This window comes from Endozoicomonas sp. ALC013 (assembly GCF_049310205.1).
Taxonomy (GTDB): Bacteria; Pseudomonadota; Gammaproteobacteria; order Pseudomonadales; family Endozoicomonadaceae; genus Endozoicomonas.
On the sequence record NZ_JBLYNS010000025.1, the window covers coordinates 24,777 to 44,091 of the forward strand.

General features: G+C 49.0%; 13 protein-coding genes. 7 read left to right on the forward strand and 6 right to left on the reverse strand.

The features are described 5' to 3' along the window. Window positions 1–365: 365 nt before the first annotated feature. Window positions 366–1,313, forward strand: a complete 948-nt coding sequence (prmB, locus tag ACO6V1_RS07295) for a 50S ribosomal protein L3 N(5)-glutamine methyltransferase (RefSeq protein ID WP_422459666.1) — start codon at window positions 366–368, stop codon at window positions 1,311–1,313. A gap of 55 nt (window positions 1,314–1,368) precedes the next feature. Further along, window positions 1,369–2,451 (forward strand): chorismate synthase, encoded by a 1,083-nt coding sequence (aroC, locus tag ACO6V1_RS07300; RefSeq protein ID WP_422459665.1) that lies wholly within the window; start codon window positions 1,369–1,371, stop codon window positions 2,449–2,451. 80 nt (window positions 2,452–2,531) lie between these two features. On the opposite strand, the gene ACO6V1_RS07305 is transcribed toward aroC, so the two are convergent. Then, the gene (locus tag ACO6V1_RS07305; protein ID WP_422466331.1) at window positions 2,532–3,827 is read right to left on the reverse strand and encodes a hypothetical protein; all 1,296 of its coding nucleotides are present in this window, start codon (window positions 3,825–3,827) and stop codon (window positions 2,532–2,534) included. Between the two features lie 376 nt (window positions 3,828–4,203). Between ACO6V1_RS07305 and ACO6V1_RS07310 the strand changes: the two genes are divergently transcribed. Beyond that, a complete protein-coding gene (locus ACO6V1_RS07310; protein WP_422445730.1) occupies window positions 4,204–5,817 on the forward strand; it encodes an ankyrin repeat domain-containing protein in 1,614 nt (537 codons plus the stop codon). Between the two features lie 62 nt (window positions 5,818–5,879). On the opposite strand, the gene ACO6V1_RS07315 is transcribed toward ACO6V1_RS07310, so the two are convergent. Further along, window positions 5,880–6,038, reverse strand: a complete 159-nt coding sequence (locus ACO6V1_RS07315; RefSeq protein WP_422445728.1) for a hypothetical protein — start codon at window positions 6,036–6,038, stop codon at window positions 5,880–5,882. Window positions 6,039–6,086: 48 nt separating this feature from the next. Between ACO6V1_RS07315 and dauA the strand changes: the two genes are divergently transcribed. Next, window positions 6,087–7,820 (forward strand): C4-dicarboxylic acid transporter DauA, encoded by a 1,734-nt coding sequence (gene dauA, locus ACO6V1_RS07320; protein ID WP_422445726.1) that lies wholly within the window; start codon window positions 6,087–6,089, stop codon window positions 7,818–7,820. A gap of 61 nt (window positions 7,821–7,881) precedes the next feature. On the opposite strand, the gene ACO6V1_RS07325 is transcribed toward dauA, so the two are convergent. Then, entirely contained in the window at window positions 7,882–9,699 is a 1,818-nt protein-coding gene (locus ACO6V1_RS07325) for an AMP-dependent synthetase/ligase (protein ID WP_422446155.1), read from the reverse strand. Window positions 9,700–10,001: 302 nt separating this feature from the next. Between ACO6V1_RS07325 and ACO6V1_RS07330 the strand changes: the two genes are divergently transcribed. After that, window positions 10,002–12,206, forward strand: coding sequence for a hypothetical protein (locus tag ACO6V1_RS07330; protein WP_422459657.1), 2,205 nt, complete (start codon window positions 10,002–10,004; stop codon window positions 12,204–12,206). Between the two features lie 5 nt (window positions 12,207–12,211). Here ACO6V1_RS07330 and ACO6V1_RS07335 read toward each other — a convergent pair whose 3' ends face one another. Both ACO6V1_RS07335 and ACO6V1_RS07340 read right to left on the reverse strand, forming a co-directional pair. Next, window positions 12,212–13,654: a TrkH family potassium uptake protein gene (locus ACO6V1_RS07335; RefSeq protein ID WP_422459655.1), complete on the reverse strand. Its 1,443-nt coding sequence runs from the start codon at window positions 13,652–13,654 to the stop codon at window positions 12,212–12,214. A gap of 129 nt (window positions 13,655–13,783) precedes the next feature. Continuing rightward, on the reverse strand, window positions 13,784–14,761 hold the full coding sequence (locus tag ACO6V1_RS07340; protein ID WP_422445719.1) for an MDR family oxidoreductase: 978 nt from the start codon (window positions 14,759–14,761) through the stop codon (window positions 13,784–13,786). Between the two features lie 213 nt (window positions 14,762–14,974). Between ACO6V1_RS07340 and ACO6V1_RS07345 the strand changes: the two genes are divergently transcribed. Further along, on the forward strand, window positions 14,975–16,372 hold the full coding sequence (locus ACO6V1_RS07345; protein ID WP_422466332.1) for an NAD(P)-binding domain-containing protein: 1,398 nt from the start codon (window positions 14,975–14,977) through the stop codon (window positions 16,370–16,372). Between the two features lie 60 nt (window positions 16,373–16,432). Here ACO6V1_RS07345 and ACO6V1_RS07350 read toward each other — a convergent pair whose 3' ends face one another. Continuing rightward, window positions 16,433–17,668 carry an ankyrin repeat domain-containing protein gene (locus tag ACO6V1_RS07350; protein WP_422466334.1) on the reverse strand — a complete coding sequence of 412 codons (1,236 nt, stop codon included), beginning with the start codon at window positions 17,666–17,668 and terminating at the stop codon, window positions 16,433–16,435. Window positions 17,669–18,089: 421 nt separating this feature from the next. Between ACO6V1_RS07350 and leuC the strand changes: the two genes are divergently transcribed. Then, on the forward strand, window positions 18,090–19,315 hold a 1,226-nt coding region (leuC, locus tag ACO6V1_RS07355), incomplete at its 3' end, for a 3-isopropylmalate dehydratase large subunit (protein WP_422466336.1).

The following is a 19,315-nucleotide window of genomic DNA, read 5'->3' on the forward strand; positions in this document are numbered from 1 at the left end:
AAACGACACAGTACATAATGCTTTGGACGCTATGGCTATGCTGAAAAAAACACAGAATACCTTCATCCTACTACTCATTTTGGCACTTGTCGTATTTCAGGGAAAAGCTATCTTCCGTATTCTGAGCAGATACTCATCAATTAGTGCAAAGCGGTTTAGTCCTTGGTACGTATCCCTGAATGATGTTAAGCCGGAAACGATTGATTATTTTCTCTCCGATTGATGATCACCACAGGTTGTCTGCTATCTGTTAAACAGCCGTTACCCCTGAGCAGGGAATATGCTATTTTATGCCGCCTATATAAGGCAGTAAGGGTTCGGCCCAGCGTAAAAATTCCGGGCGTTACGAATCCGAAGGAGCAAATGTGACAGGTTCCAATGAGTCCTGCGAAGGGCTGGTGTCTATTCGAGACTTTGTACGCTGGGGAGCAACCCGCTTTAATGAGGCGGGGCTGTTCTTTGGTCATGGCAGTGATAATGCGCTGGATGAGTCCCTGCATCTGGTTTTCCAGGTATTGCAGCTGCCCTGGGATCTTCCCGACCAATATCTTGACAGTCGTTTAACCCATCGTGAGCGTGAAAAACTGGCCAACCTGATTGAAGAGCGGGCGGTCAGTCGTAAACCCCTGGCCTATCTGGTCAATCAGGCGTGGTTCTGTGATATGCCATTTTATGTGGATGAGCGGGTGCTGGTCCCCCGTTCTCCCATTGCCGAGCTGATTCTCCAGCAGTTCCAGCCGTGGCTGGGGGATGTAGAGATCAGCCGTGTGCTTGATCTGTGCTCCGGTTCCGGGTGTATTGGCATTGGTGCAGCCCATGCTTTTCCTGAATCCCAGGTGGATCTGCTGGATATTTCTGAAGATGCCCTGGAAGTGGCTAACATCAATATTGATCGCCACGAACTCTGGGGCAGGGTGCAGGCCATTAAGTCGGATCTGTTTGATTTTCTGGATGCTTTGCCAGAGCGTCCCAGGTATCAACTGATTCTGAGTAATCCACCCTATGTGGATGCTGAAGATATGTCCGATATGCCGGAAGAGTTCACCCACGAACCCGAGCTGGGTCTGGCCGCCGGAGATGACGGGCTTGATTTCGCCCGTACCATTCTGGCGCAGGCAGCTGATTACCTGGATGACCAGGGGCTGCTGGTGCTGGAAGTTGGCAACAGTCAGTGGTCTTTACAGGATGAGTATCCGGAAGTACCGTTTGTCTGGCCTGATTTCGAAAAAGGCGGTCATGGTGTTCTGGTGCTGTCCGCTGAAGATTGCAGAAAATATCAGTCTTTGTTCAAAAATCGGTTAAAAGCCCTGTAAGGGGCTTTTAACCATTTTGGGAATTTTCTGAAAATAACAATGAGATCGCTCAAGTATGGCAGGAAATAGTATAGGACAATTGTTCAAGGTAACTACCTTTGGTGAATCCCACGGTCTGGCACTGGGCTGTATTGTTGACGGTTGTCCCCCGGGGTTGCCCTTAACAGAAGCGGATCTTCAGGTTGACCTGGATCGTCGTAAGCCCGGTACCTCCAAATTCACCACCCAGCGTCGTGAGCCGGATCAGGTCAGAATCCTCTCCGGCGTTTTTGAAGGGGTGACCACCGGCACCCCCATCGGCCTGTTAATTGAAAACCAGGATCAGCGCTCCAGGGATTACTCCAATATCAAGGATCTGTTCAGACCCGGTCATGCGGATTACACCTATGCCCATAAATACGGTGTCCGGGATTATCGCGGTGGTGGCCGTTCATCCGCCAGGGAAACGGCCATGCGAGTGGCGGCTGGCGCTATTGCACGCAAGTTCCTGCTGTCCAGGGGGATTGAAGTGTTTGGCTGGCTGTCCCGGATCGGCGATATTCAGGTCGAGAAGCTGGACTGGGATGAAGTGAGAAACAACCCGTTCTTCTCGCCAGATGCGGACAAAGTCCCGGAAATGGAAGCGTTGATTACCAGCCTTCGTGCCGAAGGTAACTCCGTGGGCGCTCGTGTTTCCGTGATGGCAACCGGTGTTCCGCCAGGGCTTGGTGAACCGGTTTTTGACCGCCTTGATGCGGATCTGGCCCATTCACTGATGAGCATTAATGCGGTCAAAGGCGTTGAAATAGGTGACGGGTTTGCCAGTGTCAGCCAGAAAGGTACAGAACACCGGGATGAGATTACCCCGGATGGCTTCCTTTCCAACCATGCGGGTGGCACCCTGGGTGGTATCAGTACCGGGCAGGACGTGGTTGCTCATATTGCCCTGAAGCCAACATCCAGTATTACCACCGCAGGAAAGTCGATTAATAGTCAGGGCGAGCCAGTGGAGGTCGTCACCAAGGGGCGCCATGATCCCTGCGTGGGTATTCGCGCAGTACCCATTGCTGAAGCGATGATGGCGATTACCCTGATGGATCATTTTCTGCGGCACCGGGCACAGAATGCCGATGTCGTTAGTCCGATACCGGTTGTGTAAAGCACAAAAAAGGCCAGTAAACGAATTGGATACTGGCCTGAATGTTCATGCTGAGTCTTTACACGGACAGGACTTTCAGATCATCGGCGAGCCAATTTGATAGCTCTCTCAAGCTTAATAAATTTCAATACTTCTTTGAAAGCACTCTGGCTCTGGTTTGCTTGCCACTGTTTTAGAGTTTTTTCGACCGTTTCCAAACCATCAAGATCACCACGATCAAGGATTGCTTTGATATCATCCTGCCATTGCTCACCTTCTACATAACCAGGAGTGTTGAATTTTTCTAACAGTTTGCTGGCCCCATTTTCCATATCTAAGGGCATGACAGATGGTGTTGTGGCTTGTTTTGGTTTGATTAAGTTTTGTGCAACTTGTCGGTTCGTTGCGCGAGCTTTCTTGATTTCTTCCATACGAACTTTGTAAGCCTTTTTTGCGTTGGCAATATTTCTCTCTTTTCGATCCTTGAACAGATTCTTGTTCGCCTTGTACTTATCCAGACTGGAATTAACATGAACCGCTTTCTGGCCCCCTTTTTCAATATTCTGGTGATAACTCTGCTTAAGTTCTGCAATTCTATTTTTATAATCTGCTTCTTGCTTCGCTATGTCAGCTTTCATTGCCTTTTTGGCATTTGCCATTTCCTGTTGGTATTCTTTGCTCGCTGCCGCGCCCAGTTCCCTGCTTATCTTACCGTAAGCAGAGGAAATCTGTCCTTCCAGCTTGTGGAGAGCCTCTTTTGCTTCAGTCAACTTGTCCTTATTATCACAGTGCTTGTTAAAACAATCCTGTGTTTCGGAGTTCTGGAATTGCTCTTTAATATTATTGACTTGTGATTTTATCTGGCCTTTACCGCTTGAGTTGATTTTTATGTTTTTTGAACCGCTACTGGTTGGAATTTTTAGATTTTTTACTTTATTTAGGTCTTTATCATTAAAACTGCCTTTATTAAATAATTTCAAAGCATCTGAATATGAACTTTCAAACTCTTTGACCTTATTCTCAAGTGCCTCAACTTCTTTCTTACTTTCTTTTACTTTAGAAACCAGTTCATTGTATGCCTTTGCGGAATTTGCTGAGTCTGATTTTCCATCTTGACCTTGTATTTTACTGACTCTCTGCTGCTGAAAATAATTTACCCTTCCCCAATTGGTTTGTTGGATTTTTCGGCTAAACAACTTTGTAATTACTTTCTTTGGTTTAGATAGATAATCATTGTCATAAGCCCTGCTCAGACCTGGCTCTTTCGTACCTTTAAAGGTTGTCACTAACTTACCCAGAAAGGATTTTTTAACGGGAGTGGCACCGTTGATAGAAGCATCGGATGGCGGTACTTGAACATTTTGTAGTGTCGAACCAGCAACTCTCGAGCTATCCATAGTATTTCTCCAGCATTCCTTTGGACTTGATAAGTACTAACTGTAGTCAATAAAACCAACGCTTTGTGATTTGATGCTGGGATAGGGCGGAAATGATCAATATAATGACACAATCAATGGTTTTGATAATGAAAACACAAAAGGGTCAACCAATACGTCAAAGAGAGAATGTAAGAATCTGCACGGCAATAAGATGCCGCATGGTTCATTTTATTCGTTTAATACAGGCATGCTGCTCACCTGCTTAATTGTATAAGAAATATTGAACGGGAACTTTTGCGTCATTTAATGGACAAACACAATAATATTTGGCCGATTGTCCAGTATTTTACGTACTATCGTTCAAATTTTACTAATGCAACATGAGTTAAAAGTTATGCATGGCTTAGAATTAAACGTCTCTCTGCAGGGCGTGATGACACCCGCTGATTCGGTAGTCTCTAAAGGGGATAATCCGGAAATTGAAAAATGCAATTTCTGTTTTGGCAATCTGGGTGATCAGCGTACTGTTGTTATGTTTCCCTGTACCCATAGCTACCATAAGATGTGCATGGAAGAATTTCTGGAAGTCCCAAAGAATACCACTTGCCCGGGATGCAATCATAGCGTTACCCATTGTTTATCACCTGATGAGACGCCGCTCCTGGTGGCAGCTGCAAAAGGTCGGCCTGACGCTATCAGTGGCCTGCTTGCCCTCGGTGTAAATGTCAATGACAGCACCGAAGATGGGCTAACTCCCCTCCATTGCGCTGCCATCAAAGGTGATGTAGCGACTTTAGAGCATCTTGTCCGCCATGGTGCTAACGTCAACGCCCTCACAAGAGGTATGACTCCACTCCATTTTGCGGCGCAATTCGGGCATCTCGATACCATCTGGTTCTTGCTTGAAAATGGTGCAAATATCAATTACCAGGCAAATGTGATGGAAACGCCCAGTCAAATCCAAGACAGGCGTGATTGGAACGTTTTATTGGCTTCGGTGGAAAAGTGGCAGGGCCTCCCTTTGGGATCCACTCTCGAATACCATGGAAGCGATGCGCAAATAACAAGCTACGGGAAAACTCCCCTGCACTGTGCCATTGAAGCCGGGCAGGAACAGGCTGTTAACGATCTGGCCGTTGCCGGTGCCGACATCGAAGTACTCATTGGTGAAGGCAAGACACTGCTCAGCTGGGCAAAAAGTGAGGGGAAACTGACGAAATCCATAATTTGTTCTTTAGCCAATGCAACTTGTGATACTGAGGCCCCCTGCGAAGGGGCACGTGCAGAGCTGCTTAGTGCATTGATTGAAATCAATGACTGGGCTTTATTCGACAAATTGTTGGCCAATACCAGGGGGGTTGCTCTTCATAAACTTCAATGCCTGGGGTCCAGTCAGCTCGCCTTTTTCCGGTCGGTTGAATGCGGTCAGACAGATATTATCAAAGCCATGATTACCAGAGGCGCTGACGTTAACGGCCTTAACGATCGTGGTATGACTCCACTTTACCGTGCAGTCTGCGAATGCCAGCCTGAAAGCGTTGCAACGCTGATTGCAGCAAATGCTGATGTCAATGCCACTATGGGAGAATATAGGTGGACCGCCCTCCATCTTGCGGTTAAAAAAGGTGAGTCATCCATTGTTCAGCTCTTGATTGACGAAAACGCTAATGTCAATGCCTGTGTCTCAGACGGGGAGATCCCGTTCCCCCCCGATAAAGCGTTTGACAGATATACAACCAATAGTACAAACGGGGGTACCCCTCTTCACCTTGCAGTTGAAAGTTGTCAGCCAGAGATTGTTGAACGCCTGATTGCTGCAAAAGCTGATGTTAATGCCCTCAATACTGCAGTACATACCCCTCTTAAAGTTGCACAAGTCCTTCTCGACAGGGCAATTTATCATGTGGATCACCTGAATGACTTTGCCGCTATCAATAAGGTTGAATCTTACCAAACTATCATTCAACTCCTGCAAAGTGTAAACGCAGGTTCAGGTTTTGAATATTGAGTTTGTTTGGTAGTGCTATCACTGTTCCGGGGCAGTGATACAAGCACAATGGGGCGGTTGATTCAGGTTCGCACGATGCGTGAGGGAGTCAGTCCGTCGCCAATGGGCAGCAGATAGCCCGGTTGGTCATCGTTTTCAGCAATGGTTCCTGCCGCTGTCCAGTGAGAAGGAAAATCTTTTGCAGCACATAATACGCATAGCCGCTGTCTGGATTTAGGCATATTATACTGCGCCTTTCTTCTTCCTCTTCTCTTGAACAGGCCATTATCGTGCCACATCGAGCCCATCTGTTGTCACTGAAGCTTTGCCATGCCCTGAGTCAGGCCTGCATTGCCGACAAGTATACTGGCAAACGTTTTGCCAGCGACCTGCTGGCGGGACTAACCGTCGGAATTATTGCCATCCCGTTATCCATGGCGCTGGCCATCGCCAGTGGTGTTGCGCCACAGTACGGTCTTTATACGGCGATCATCAGCGGATTTATTATCGCCTTGCTGGGCGGGTCCCGTTACAGCATATCCGGCCCCACCGCTGCCTTTGTGGTGCTGTTATTTCCTATTGCAGAAAAATTCGGTCTTGCTGGCTTGCTGCTGGCAACGGTTATGTCAGGCATCATTCTGGTGCTGATGGCTCTCATGCGCCTTGGACGTCTGATTCAGTATATACCGGAGTCGATCACACTGGGATTTACCGCTGGTATTGGTGTTGTAATTGCCACACTGCAGCTGAAAGATTTCTTTGGTATGACCATCAGTGCCATGCCTGAGCACTATTGGGAAAAAGTAACAGTTCTGGTCAATGGAGTGGGCAGCACCCATTGGCCAAGCCTGCTGATTGCCATCGTGACACTGGCCGTGATGTTGTTGTGGCCCCGGTTAAGGTTGCCCATTCCCGCTCATTTACCGGCGGTGATTATTGGCAGTTTACTCGCTCTGATAATGGGCCATTATGGTTTCGATGTTGAAACGATTGGTAGCCGATTCCAATACCTGCTACCTGATGGCTCCATGGGTATGGGGATTCCTCCGGTCCTTCCCGAGTTTGCCAGGCCGTGGATGCAGGCGGGTGTCGATGGTCAACCATCCGGTATCAGCTGGTCACTGGTTCAGGCCCTGCTTCCTTCCGCTTTTGCCATTGCCATGCTCGGGGCTATCGAATCGCTGTTGTGTGCCGTCGTGTTGGATGGCATGACGGGTAAACGACACAGTGCAAACAGTGAGCTGTTAGGGCAAGGCATTGGCAACATGGTTGCGCCATTCTTTGGCGGGATTCCAGCCACTGCCGCCATTGCCCGATCAGCCGCCAACGTCAAGGCCGGGGCACAGAGCCCGGTAGCAGGGATGGTTCATGCCCTGGTTGTGCTGCTGGCGCTGGTAGCACTGACCGGTATTCTTGCCTGTATTCCCATGTCTGCGATGGCTGCTTTGCTGCTGGTGGTTGCCTGGAACATGAGCGAAGCACCTAAAGCGGTGCACCTGTTGAAAACGGCTCCGCGCAGTGATGTGCTGGTTTTTCTGGTCTGTTTTTTCCTGACGGTTGTCTTTGATATGGTCATTGCCATCAGCGTTGGTGTGGTACTGGCCGCATTGCTGTTTATGAAAGAAGTCGCTGAGATGATCCAGGTCAGGGATATCACCAGGGACAAACGCTATGTAGATACGCCAATAGTGCCAACAACGGCCGTCCTTCGCATCGAGGGACCGCTGTTTTTTGCCGCTGCTGATCATGTTTTTGGAGAGATCAGTCGTTTAAGCCAGGATAAACATACGATTATTTTACAGATGGAAAATGTCTATCTGCTGGATGCGGGCGGTCTCTCGGCCCTCACGCGATTGATTGAACAGTGCAGGAAGCACCATACCCGGCTATTGATCAGTGAATTACAGTTCCAGCCATTAAAAAACCTGGCCCGGGCCGGCGTTGAGCCTGTAGAAGGTGTGGTGAAATTTTATCCTTCATTGAATGATGCGTTGCTGGACGGGTGTCGGTCGGTTAAAAAATAACAGCGTTAAAAAAAGGCATCCGTTCAGATGCCTTTGTTGTGATATTTACAAGGGATAGTTATCAGGCTTTGCTGGGAGTGTACATGGCCTCAATCTCTTTCTTAAATCGCTTCATAATAATTTTACGACGCAGTTTCAGGGTTGGCGTGATCTCACCCAGCTCGATGGAGAACTCTTTGGGCAACAGCGTAAATTTCTTCACCTGTTCAAATTTAGCCAGCCCTTGCTGGATTTTATTGACCCGCTCCTGAATCAGTTCCTGAATGCTGTTGTGCTGAATCAGTTCCCTGTGGTTCTGGTATTTCAGGTTCAGCGCCTTGGCGTGTTCTTCCAGAGCTTCAAAGGCAGGAACAATCAATGCCGTTACGTAGTTTCTGGCATCGGCAATAATGGCAATCTGTTCGATAAAGCGGTCTTTGGTCAGCGTGCCTTCGATGTATTGTGGTGCGATGTATTTACCGTTGGAGGTCTTCATCAACTCCTTGATGCGTTCGGTCATACGCAGCGCACCGTTCTCATCGATCAGACCGGCATCGCCGGTGTGCAGCCAGCCGTCCGCAGTAAAGGATTTTGCGGTTTCTTCCGGCTTTTTGTAATAGCCGCGCATGACGTTGTCGCCTTTAACCTGAATTTCACCTTCTGCACCGATGCGCACCTGTATGCCCGGTAAAGGAATACCACAGGAACCAAACTCAAATTCAGTATCACGGAAACAGGTCACGGTTGCCACGGTTTCCGTCATGCCGTAACCCACTTTCACATCAATACCAATGGCATGGAAGAAACGGTTGATGTCGTCATCAAGACGAGCGCCGCCACAGGGCATAAACCGGATATTACCGCCCAGGCCCGCGCGAATTTTGCTGAACACCATTTTGTCGGCGATACGGTTGAGCTTCTCCAGATAAGCAGGTGCCTCAACACCTTTGCGGCGGTATTCCATGTGGGCGTTGCCAATGCTAACCGCAGTTTTAAAAATCATACGACGAATAAAGGGGGCTGTGGCAACTTTACTGTGAATGGTCGTATAGACTTTTTCAAAGAATCTGGGAACGGCACAAAGCACCGTCGGCTTAACGGTTTTCAGCGCTTCACTGACCTGATGGGGCTCTTTGAGATAGACATTGGTAACGCCACGGGCAAGGGCGTAAAAACTCCAGGCACGCTCAAAAATATGGCTCAGCGGCAGGAAGCACAGCGAGGTGTCCAGGCTGTCCAGGTGGATGATCTGGTCATGGCCACGGAAGCTGGCTGCCATATTGGCATAGTCCAGCATAACGCCTTTGGGCTCGCCCGTGGTGCCTGAGGTATAGATCAGGGTGAACAGGTCTTCCATGCAACGGGAATTCAGCCTTTCTTCAAGAATGGCCGGTTCAACACCGTGCTGGATAAAGTCGTCAAAGTAGATAGCCTGCGGGCAGCTGCTAATATCAACCGAGCGGTCAAAGATAACTATGGTCTTTAATGTGGATGACCGGGCCAGTAACTCAAGCGCACTATGGTATTGTGCCTGTTCACCCACAAACAGCAGACTGGCTTCTGTCTCATCCAGAATGTATCTGACCTGCTCGGTGGTGCTGGTGGGGTACAGCGGTACGGTAACCAGTCGTGCCTGAAGGCAGGCCAGGTCGGCTACGGTCCACTGAGGCATGTTCTGGGACCATATGCCCACTTTCGCCTGTACCTGCAGGTTTTGCTTTAACAGTGCGCGGGAAGCCTGGTCAATCTTTTTGCTGAGCTGATGCCAGCTGACTTCCTGCCACTGATGAGCATCCTGATCAGCACTTTGAGTGACGAAGCGCATGGCAATATGTTCCGGGTTGCGCTGGGCACGATCACGGATCTGGCTGATCAGGTGCATATTCAAGGTGGAGTTCATCGGCACGGAACGTATTCTCAACAGCTGGATGAAATGTAGACAACAAGAAACCAAATGTTACAGGATGGCTTGGAAGACCAAAATTGATCCAGATCATTTTTGGTGAAATTCTGAGCAGGAAAATGTAACGGTTAGTAACGATAATTGCTGGATGTAAACACATCCCGCCATTATTGTCAGATTTGTGTAGATTATACCATCACTGAGTCTGCAAAATCTGTTTTTATATGCGTTTATTGGCCAGTGCGTTGTGCTTGGCACAGCTGATGATGAGCCATTACCTAATGGATTAATGAATTATTATGATTCCCTCAGAATATAACTTGTTCCGCTGTGAACCTGCGTCCTCAGGTGCCGGGATTAACAAGTCTGAAACACATGACACGCTTTTACAAAGCCAACAGGATCCAGCTCACGCTACGGTGACTGACAGCCTTTCCAGACGCACTGTAGAGCCCAAATTCACTAATAATTACCTTGGTTCTTCAGGTTTCAGTTCTGCTTTTTTTGATACCGGGTCTCAGGAATACCTTCTCCTGGTAAAAGCCATCGGTGTTATGGAAAAAGGGCCAGCGTTTAATGAAGATAAGCTGGGTCCTGTTTCCAGGAAAAAAATGACCGTTGCCCAACTGAGAAAAAAGAAGAGGGAATTAAAAGCTGAAGAAGATAAAAAGTTGAGTGAGCTGGAGTATCTTACGGTGCGAATCTTATATGCAATCAATACTGGAAAAGAAATACGGCAGCAGGATATTGCTTGCATTCTTGAGATATTGTCTGATTTTTACAGCTCTCGATATTTTATGAATTGTATGTTTTTCATTATTCATAAAGTGTTAAGTGATCAGTGTGCTGAAACAAATATGGTATTAACCGAAGTCGTAAAGAATCAGTGTGGAGGAATTATTGAGCTAATCTACAAAATTGTACTTAGCGGGGATGATGTGGGGTTTGTATCAGAGTTTTGGTACGTAGGGTGGGATCTTTATTATGTTTTTAATATTATCGCCTGCTGCGTGAATTTGGATGGCAGTGAGCGTTGTGCACCATTCTTTAGTCCTGAGCTACCTGTGAAGTTGGCATTGAAATGTTTACAGCAAATGCCTGGTGTAACTGAACAGGAAAAACAATTTCTGGAAATGAAAAAGAAACGCGGGGATGATGAATCAGATATTCATACTTTACAATTCAGTTTGCTGGCAGGAAAAGAAATTGACCTGGAAATGCTGATTTCCCGTGTAAAAAATGGTTGTCAGAGATATCAGCAAACGGGTTTGAGTGATATGAAAAAATATACCGAGTATCTTGGGCTGTTGCAGTTTTTGTTTTCCGCAACAGTGTGCGCTTTGGAAAGATCCGGGGAGGATGCTCGCAAATTGCTTGACTGTTACGATTGCTTTTCCTATCTACAGCCTTCCGCAGGCGTATTGAAGCAATATATGCTGGCCAGGTGCGAAGAAAAATCCGGCGCTATTGATGCAGCAAGCCGAATTTACCAGTCTTTGGTCAGCGGGGAAAGCCAGGTACCTTTATACGAAGAATGGATTACCTGTCTGGAAAAGCTGGGTGATAACGGTGCTATTGTTCAGGGCTGCATAAGTGCTGCTGACTATTACAGAGCCAAAGATATTAAATGGCGGGAGGAGTACTATGAGCACAAGGCTGCCGACTATATGCTGATTATGGCAAACATGGATGATATTGATGTCAGCTCCATGCAGTCTGACGTTGAATCACAATCTAAAGCCGCCAGCAGTAAAAAGCACAAAGTTAATCGAAAAAACAAAGCTAAACGGGGGGGCGAACATCATGCAACGCCTTCCCGTTCTTCCCTGTCGGCAGAAAAAACAGAATCTTTTCAATCCTGTCCAGCTGCTCGACCTTACCCGTCAATAAAAGCCAGACAGGATAAGGCTCATGCTACACCTTCAGAGTCAGGAAGCGCGAAAAATGGGCGGGATTACTGGCGAGAGTTGAATGCGCTGTTTGTGGATTATTATCACCTTCCTCACCGATACCGGGATACTGTCGAGAGCTTTTCCCGGGAAGCCTGTCGATGTTTCCCAAATGATATATGGGTTCTTCATTCTGCCGGTTGGGGATTTCATCTTATTGGCGATGAAATAAAAGCCGCTGAGTTGCTATTGAAAGGTTTGCGTCACTATCTGGGCCGTTTCCCTGAGGTCAAAAGTTTTATACCGGTTAATATTTATGGCAATTTCGAACAGGGTCTGGATAGACTGAAAGCGCATCCTGAGATAACACCCAGCTCATCCGCAGGCCTCAATGTGGCTGCTTATTTAAGCTCTCTGGCGTATGTGTATCGAAATCTTAATAAACATTGCGATGATCAGATGCGCTCTTTGGCTAATTGGCTGAACCCTTCCAGGGATGCCCGCAAAAAAGAAAAACAACGCGTATCTTTCACGGCAAAGGTGAATGTGATTCCTGCAGGAGTTGACCAGGTTACCAGAAGGTTTATGGCTTTTGGCCATGGTTGTCGTGAGTAAATCCCTCAGCCCTTCCAGAAAGCAGGCGTAAAAAGTACCAGAACGGTAATCACCTCAAGCCTGCCCAGCAGCATGCCGGCACTTAATAGCCACTTGGCGACATCCGGTAGAGAACTGAAGTTTCCTGCAGGACCAATGACGGCTCCCAGGCCGGGACCGACATTGGCAACCGCTGTCGTGGCTCCGGAAAGACTGGTGATGGGGTCAAGATCGCAGAGGGACAGTAACAGACTCATTAAAGCAATCAACAGGATGAAGAAGAAACTGAAACCGATTAACGAACGGAGTATGTCACTGCTGATTTGCTGGCCGTTATAGGTTTGTACAAAGCAGGCCCTGGGGTGAACCAGTTGCTTTAACTGAATGTTCAGAAGTTTGCCGCCAATTTGAAACCGGAAAATTTTGATGCCTCCTGCAGTTGACCCTGAACAACCGCCCACCAATAACAGGAAGAAAAAGGTGAGGTTGGCAAGACCACCCCACAGGGTATAGTCACCGTAGGCAAAGCCGGTGGTGGTGATGGTTGAGGTGGTATTAAAGGAGACCAGGGTGAGTGACTGGGGAAAGGTGTAGTCAGAGTGGCAGCATAACCAGACACTCAGAACCAGCCAGACTATCAGCAGAAAACCGATAAAGGCCTGTACCTGGGTATCCTGGTAAAAGCAGTTAACGTCACCCCGCATACAGCGAACAAAAAGAACAAAAGGGAGGCTGGCAAGTATCATGAAAATGGTGCTGGTCCAGATAATAAACGGGTTTTTAAATAACCCCATGGATGCATCTGAGGTGGAATATCCGCCGGTTGAGACTGTGGTCATGGCATGGTTTATGGCCTCAAAGCCGGTCATACCACCCAGGAAATAAAGGTACGCGCAGATAGCCGTCATGATCAGATAGACAGTAACGATACCCTTGGCAATACTGCCTGAACGGGGCATGGCTTTCTCGGACCAGTCAGACGATTCGCTCTGGAACAACCTCATACCACCCACTTTGAGAAAGGGCAGAACGGCAACCGCCATCACAATAAAACCGATGCCGCCAAACCATTGCAGCAGTGACCGCCAGATCAGCACACTGGGGGGCATCTGATCCAGACCAGTCAATATGGTGGATCCGGTGGTGGTAATACCTGACATGGTTTCAAAAAAGGCATCGGTGAAACTGACGGGAAGTTTGAACCAGAAGGGCAGTGCTGCAAAAGTGCATACTGCCACCCAGCAGAGTGTGGTCAGTACAAATACCTGCCTGGGCTTCATATTGAAGTGTTCTGGTTTGAAATTGATGGTCAGGGCTGCGCCGCTAATCAGCGTAATGGCCGCAGCGGCGACAAATTCCCAGATATTCGACTCACCGGTCAGCAGATCATAGATGACCGGAATCAGCATAAACTTGGCCAACGCTGTCAGGAACAGGCCAATCACATAGAATACCGGACGGTGTTTCATTACTTTTCAATGGCAGTTACTGAGAAATAAAAAAGTTGGTACGCATCGTTTGGAGGGAAGTCAGATGCTTCTCGGACAGCCTCCTAGGATCGCATCTGACTTGAAGAAGTTTAGAAGGTGAGAGCGTTATTACAACTTAATCAGTGTTCTGCCGGTGACTTGTCCATTAGTGATGGCCTCTGCGAGTTCAGGCACGGCATCCAGTGACACTTCTTTGGCCGCGTCGCTGTAGAAGGACTCTGGCAGCAGCTCAACAATACGGTTCCATGCCTGCGTACGTTTTTCAATCGGACACATGACCGAATCAACACCCAGAAGCTTAACGCCTCTGAGAATAAAAGGCATAACCGTGGTTGGCAGATCAAACCCACCGGCCAGGCCGCAGGCGGCAACAGCCCCCTGGTAATCAACCTGTGCCAGTACCTTGGCCAGAACCTTGCTGCCGACGGTGTCAATGGCACCTGCCCAGAGCTGTTTTTCCAGCGGACGTGCGGGTTCAAGCAATTCTGCACGATCAATCACCCGGTCAGCCCCGATGGACTTTAACCAGTCACTGTTTTCCGGGCGACCGGAAGCGGCAACCACCTGGTAACCCAGCTGATCCAGCAGCGTTATGGCAACACTGCCGACACCACCGCTGGCACCGGTGACCAGAATCTCACCTTTCTCAGGAGTAATACCTGCGTCTTGCAGCGCCATGACACACAGCATGGCTGTCAGGCCGGCAGTACCGATAATCATGGCCTTGCGGCTGTCCAGTCCAGCAGGCATGGAAACCAGGTAGTTAGCAGGCACGCTGGCTTTTTCGGCCATACCACCCCAGTGGTTCTCACCAACACCCCAGCCGGTGAGGATAACGGAATCACCTGGCTGGTAGCGGTCATCGCCTGAGGAAATGACCTGACCCGCGTAGTCGATACCCGGAACCATCGGAAAATCACGGATAATTTTTCCCTTTCCGGTGATGGCCAGGCCATCCTTGTAATTCAGTGATGAATAGTCAACAGCAACAATAACATCCCCGGCTGGCAGGGTGGATTCATCCAGTTGTTCTATGGAAGCGACAGTGTTGTTGTCCTGCTGGTTCAGTACTAGCGCCTTGAACATAAACGATAATCTCTAAAAAGGTCGGGGCGTAAACTATACTCCTGCAATTGGCAGGTGGCGAGGATTGATTATTGCTGCTTTTATCCTGATTCAATTGGAAAGGTTATATTTTTTACCCGGGCAGCCATGAATGCATTAAGAAGTTCGTTTCCCTGTTCCCCGTCTTCCGCTGTTGCTTCTGGGAATAACCATGTCACTGGTCAGAAGGTTCGGGTGAAGGTACTTGTGGTTGGCGCTGGCCCTATCGGCCTTTTTGCCATGCAGCAATTGGAAGGGTTGCAGTTTTACCATAACGAAAGACTGTGTACTGGCAGTAATAAAAATTCATTTCTCGCTCGAAAAGTGCTGGTTCATGATATGTCTCCCCAGGGCCATAACCCTAATGACGTTAAAATGATATCGGGGCAGAAGTTTGCATCCCTCTACGATAAAAAAACGCACAGCTATGAACGTTGTCTGGAATGGCATTTTGATAGTGGGCAAAAACTGGACTGGATGATGTGCTCGGACGAACCCGTGGGAGGGAGTTGGAACACTTATCTACCATCACAGCAGACATTGAGCGATTACCGTGAGATGGGATTGCCTGACTATCCCATTGAACAATGTGATGTACGCAAAATTCCCTTGCCACCTCCACCACGCCCTTGCCAGCGGGTGGTGACCGACGGTGAATCTCTGCTCAAGTATTACCAGGACTATGGGAAAAAAATATTGACGGAATCCCGGGCAGTTCCGGGGCGAGTGGTCTCTGCAACTCAGGCCGGTTCTGTCTGGCAAAGTGGTCTTTTCTGGGAAGTTATCGTTCGGGGAGCGGCCGGGCAGGAGACCCAGATCCAGTGTGATTATTTAATGCTGGCGATCGGCAAGAAAAAGCCAAACTTGTTAAATATCCCCGGGGAGCGGGATAATCCCCATGTCTCTCATTGGACCCATGAGGCCTGCCGGGCGATGGATAAATTAGCACCGGGCAGTAAAGTTTTAGTGGTTGGCAACAGTTATTCAGCCAGTGATACGATTTATGAGGCCTGGCAAAAAGGCATGAAAGTTATCCATCTGCTGCCTGCCAAAATTAAAGAAGAAGCCTTAAGTGTGAAAAACCAGCCGGGTAAATGGGGAAGACATCCGTTGATCCAGCATCTGAATTATAAAAGATCAAAGCGCCATTACTCGGTGGCAGAGGCAATGGCATGCCCTGAAAAATATCAAGCTGGTTATGAACAGGGATTGGACTGCAGGCTGGTCGGCATTGAAAAACAACGGTTGTGCCATATTGTTCAGGAATTGGCAGGGACGGAGGAACAGCACTTCCAGTTAGAATTTGATCATATTGCTCTGTTGACCGGGGTAAAAGTGGATTATCCCTTCTTTCCTGATACTTTAAAGTCTTCTCTGACTCAAAGTAATGGCTATCTGGATCTTTGTCCTGAGACGATGGAAAGTAATGCCTGTCAGAATTTATTTTGTATTGGCTTCAGCGCCGGTGAGTCATTTTTAAGCCACTCGTTGGGTCATGCCGTGGCGGCCGTTGAAACCATCAGGAAGAGGGAACAGGATAAAAAGACGCAAATGATGAAACGTGATGAGGTGGTTCCCATGGAATGGGAGTAAGGATGATCCGTCAACAGGAAAACGATGGAGACATACGATGTGCATCAACATTTTGGGCAGTCACTGAACAGAGCAACCCCAACCCCAGCGTTGCTGGGATGCATCAGTCAGCAGCTGCTGACAATGGATATTGTCATTTTTTATGGCCAGATGCAGCGGCGTCATCCCATTCTTATCGGTACTGTGGATATCCGCATGGTGAGCGATTAACAGTTGCACCACCTCGAGACGCCCCCAGTCAACCGCCCGGTGCAATGGGGTTTGGCCAGAGATATCTTTGCTTTCCAGATCCGCCCCATGGTCTATCAGGTACAGCATCTTCTCCCTATTTCCCATGACAGAGCTGTAAACGACGGCATGGTGCAGAGGCGTGCACAGGGACTCATTAACGGCATTCACGTTCGCCTGGTGGGTGATCAGCAGTTGCAAGCAGTCTATGCTACCTTCCGAGGGACTCAGGGCAGAGTGGTGCAGAGGCGTCTTGCCCGACTTGTCAGCGGCATTGATGGCCACCCTGTTATCCTGCAGAAGCTGTTGCAGGTTATGGATGTAGCTTTTTTTCGTAGCCAGGTGCAGAGGGGTGAGACCATCATCATCGGCAACCGTCGGGTCTGCGCCGTAATCCAACAATAGTTTCAGAAACTCGCCATTATTATTTTCGATGGCCAGATGCAGGGGGGTAGAGCCGATATTGTCCCTGCAATCAAGTTCCGGCCCATGCTTCAGTAACTCCCTCAGGCACTGGTCATGGCCTCTGGCAGTAGCCAGGTGCAGGGCCGTATTGCCCCGGTGATCGGCGGCATTGATATCGGCAGAATACTTGAGCAGAAGTTGCGTGAGTTCCGCCTGGCCTGCCTTGACAGCAACCTGTAACAGCCGGACACCCTGACCGGTCACGGCTTCACGAAAATCCTGTCGGGCAATGCCGGGTTCCTGCGCCAATAGTGTCTTGAACGTGTCCATATCCCCACGGCAAGCTTGTCGGCAGGCACAAAGTGCCAGAGGTTCGCAATAGGGTGAGGTTTCAATTTTCCGGGCCCCGGCCAGACGCTCCAACGGCACTGCCGGTTTCAAGAAGGGTGGACATTGACAACAGTTTCTTTCTGCAATTTCATGTTCACGGCCCGGCCTGCATTCCAGGATTTCAGCAATGCACCCAAGGTGAACGGTGCGCCCGCAGCAATTAGTCCTGACCAGAGAGCGCCCGTCGAAATCACCGGTTGCTGAAGCATCGATGGCGTCTGCAGGACCGGTTTGCTGTGAGCAGTACATGGAGCATGGGCCGATAGTATTCATAGTGGTGTTTCCTGACTTTTCAGTTACCAGCACACTAAGGCATTAATGTTCAAACTATTCTCAGCCAGCCTATTCTAGGCATAAAACCGTCAACCTGTTCGCAAAAGTAGTAAAGCTCTTTAATAAGACGCTTCTGAATCAGCAATCTGGGTGTCCTTTGATTCCAGAAAGTTATCAAAACCAGAAAAAAGATGAATTTGAGTAATTTTCTATGAGCGACTAGGATAGGCATTTTTAGGGATAAGCTGAAATTATTGATAAAAATACCAGGGTTTGTTGACGTATCGTTGCGGGCCTATCGGGAAGCGCAGTCTGGTTCACATAAACGTGTCATGTGCGCGAAAGAAATCGTAATAAAACTGCACATAAATCAAACAAAAAACAGTCTTTTTCTGTTTATTGCAGCAATGAGGGTGGTTCAATGGCTGGCCAGGCTTTCGATGTGAAAAGCAGGGGTAAAACGCTTTATGACAAGTTGTGGGATGCCCACCTTGTACTTCAGCGTGACGATGGATCCGCGTTGATTTATATCGACCGGCAGCTGCTCCATGAGGTGACATCACCACAGGCGTTTGAGGGACTGAAGCTGGCTGGTCGCCAGCCATGGCGGCTGGATGCCAACCTCGCCACACCTGATCACAATGTACCCACCACGTTAAATGAGCGCCAGCACGGTATCGAAGGGATTGCGGATCCGGTGTCAAAAATCCAGGTCAAGACGCTGGATGACAACTGTGATCATTTTGGTATCACCCAATTTGATATGCAGGATCAGCGCCAGGGCATTGTTCATGTGGTTGGCCCGGAGCAGGGCGCGACTCTGCCGGGCATGACCGTTGTCTGCGGTGACTCGCACACCTCAACCCACGGCGCTTTTGGTGCACTGGCCCATGGTATCGGAACCTCGGAAGTTGAGCATGTACTGGCGACCCAGTGTCTTGTGGCCAAGAAGATGAAGAACATGCTGGTTCGGGTTGATGGTTCCCTGGGCACCGGAGTCACGCCGAAAGATGTGATCCTCGCCATTATCGGCCGTATCGGTACAGCGGGGGGGACTGGCTTTGCCATCGAGTTTGGGGGCGACGTCATTCGTAATATGACCATGGAAGGGCGAATGACGCTCTGTAATATGGCCATTGAAGCCGGAGCCCGGGCAGGCATGGTGGCGGTTGACCAGACTACCATTGACTATGTGCAGGGCAGGCCGTTTGCTCCGGTGGGAGAACAGTGGCAGCAGGCGGTCAAGGTTTGGGAAACCCTTCATTCAGACAGTGATGCAGTGTTTGATCAAATCGTTGTGCTCAATGGCGACGAGATAAAGCCACAGGTCAGCTGGGGAACTTCCCCGGAGATGGTGTTGCCGGTGGATGCCCGGGTACCTTCCCCGGAGGATGCGCCGGATGAAACCCGTAAAGAGGGCTACGCCCGTGCCCTGGAGTATATGGGATTAACCGCTGGCCAGAAGATTACCGACATTCCTGTTGATCGGGTGTTTATCGGCTCCTGCACCAATTCGCGCATTGAGGACTTGCGTGAGGCGGCCGCTGTCGTAAGGGGCAAGCAGGTGGCTGACACGGTTAAAGAGGCTCTTGTGGTGCCGGGCTCGGGTCTGGTCAAGGCCCAGGCGGAGGCAGAAGGGCTGGATAA

Bases quoted from the DNA above. Each gene is read 5' to 3' on its own strand.
- ACO6V1_RS07310 (WP_422445730.1), top strand. From the start codon at position 4,204: ATGCATGGCTTAGAATTAAACGTCTCTCTGCAGGGCGTGATGACACCC.
- ACO6V1_RS07350 (WP_422466334.1), bottom strand. From the start codon at position 17,668: ATGAATACTATCGGCCCATGCTCCATGTACTGCTCACAGCAAACCGGT.
- ACO6V1_RS07330 (WP_422459657.1), top strand. From the start codon at position 10,002: ATGATTCCCTCAGAATATAACTTGTTCCGCTGTGAACCTGCGTCCTCA.
- aroC (WP_422459665.1), top strand. From the start codon at position 1,369: ATGGCAGGAAATAGTATAGGACAATTGTTCAAGGTAACTACCTTTGGT.
- ACO6V1_RS07335 (WP_422459655.1), bottom strand. From the start codon at position 13,654: ATGAAACACCGTCCGGTATTCTATGTGATTGGCCTGTTCCTGACAGCG.
- ACO6V1_RS07325 (WP_422446155.1), bottom strand. From the start codon at position 9,699: ATGAACTCCACCTTGAATATGCACCTGATCAGCCAGATCCGTGATCGT.
- ACO6V1_RS07305 (WP_422466331.1), bottom strand. From the start codon at position 3,827: ATGGATAGCTCGAGAGTTGCTGGTTCGACACTACAAAATGTTCAAGTA.
- ACO6V1_RS07315 (WP_422445728.1), bottom strand. From the start codon at position 6,038: ATGCCTAAATCCAGACAGCGGCTATGCGTATTATGTGCTGCAAAAGAT.
- ACO6V1_RS07340 (WP_422445719.1), bottom strand. From the start codon at position 14,761: ATGTTCAAGGCGCTAGTACTGAACCAGCAGGACAACAACACTGTCGCT.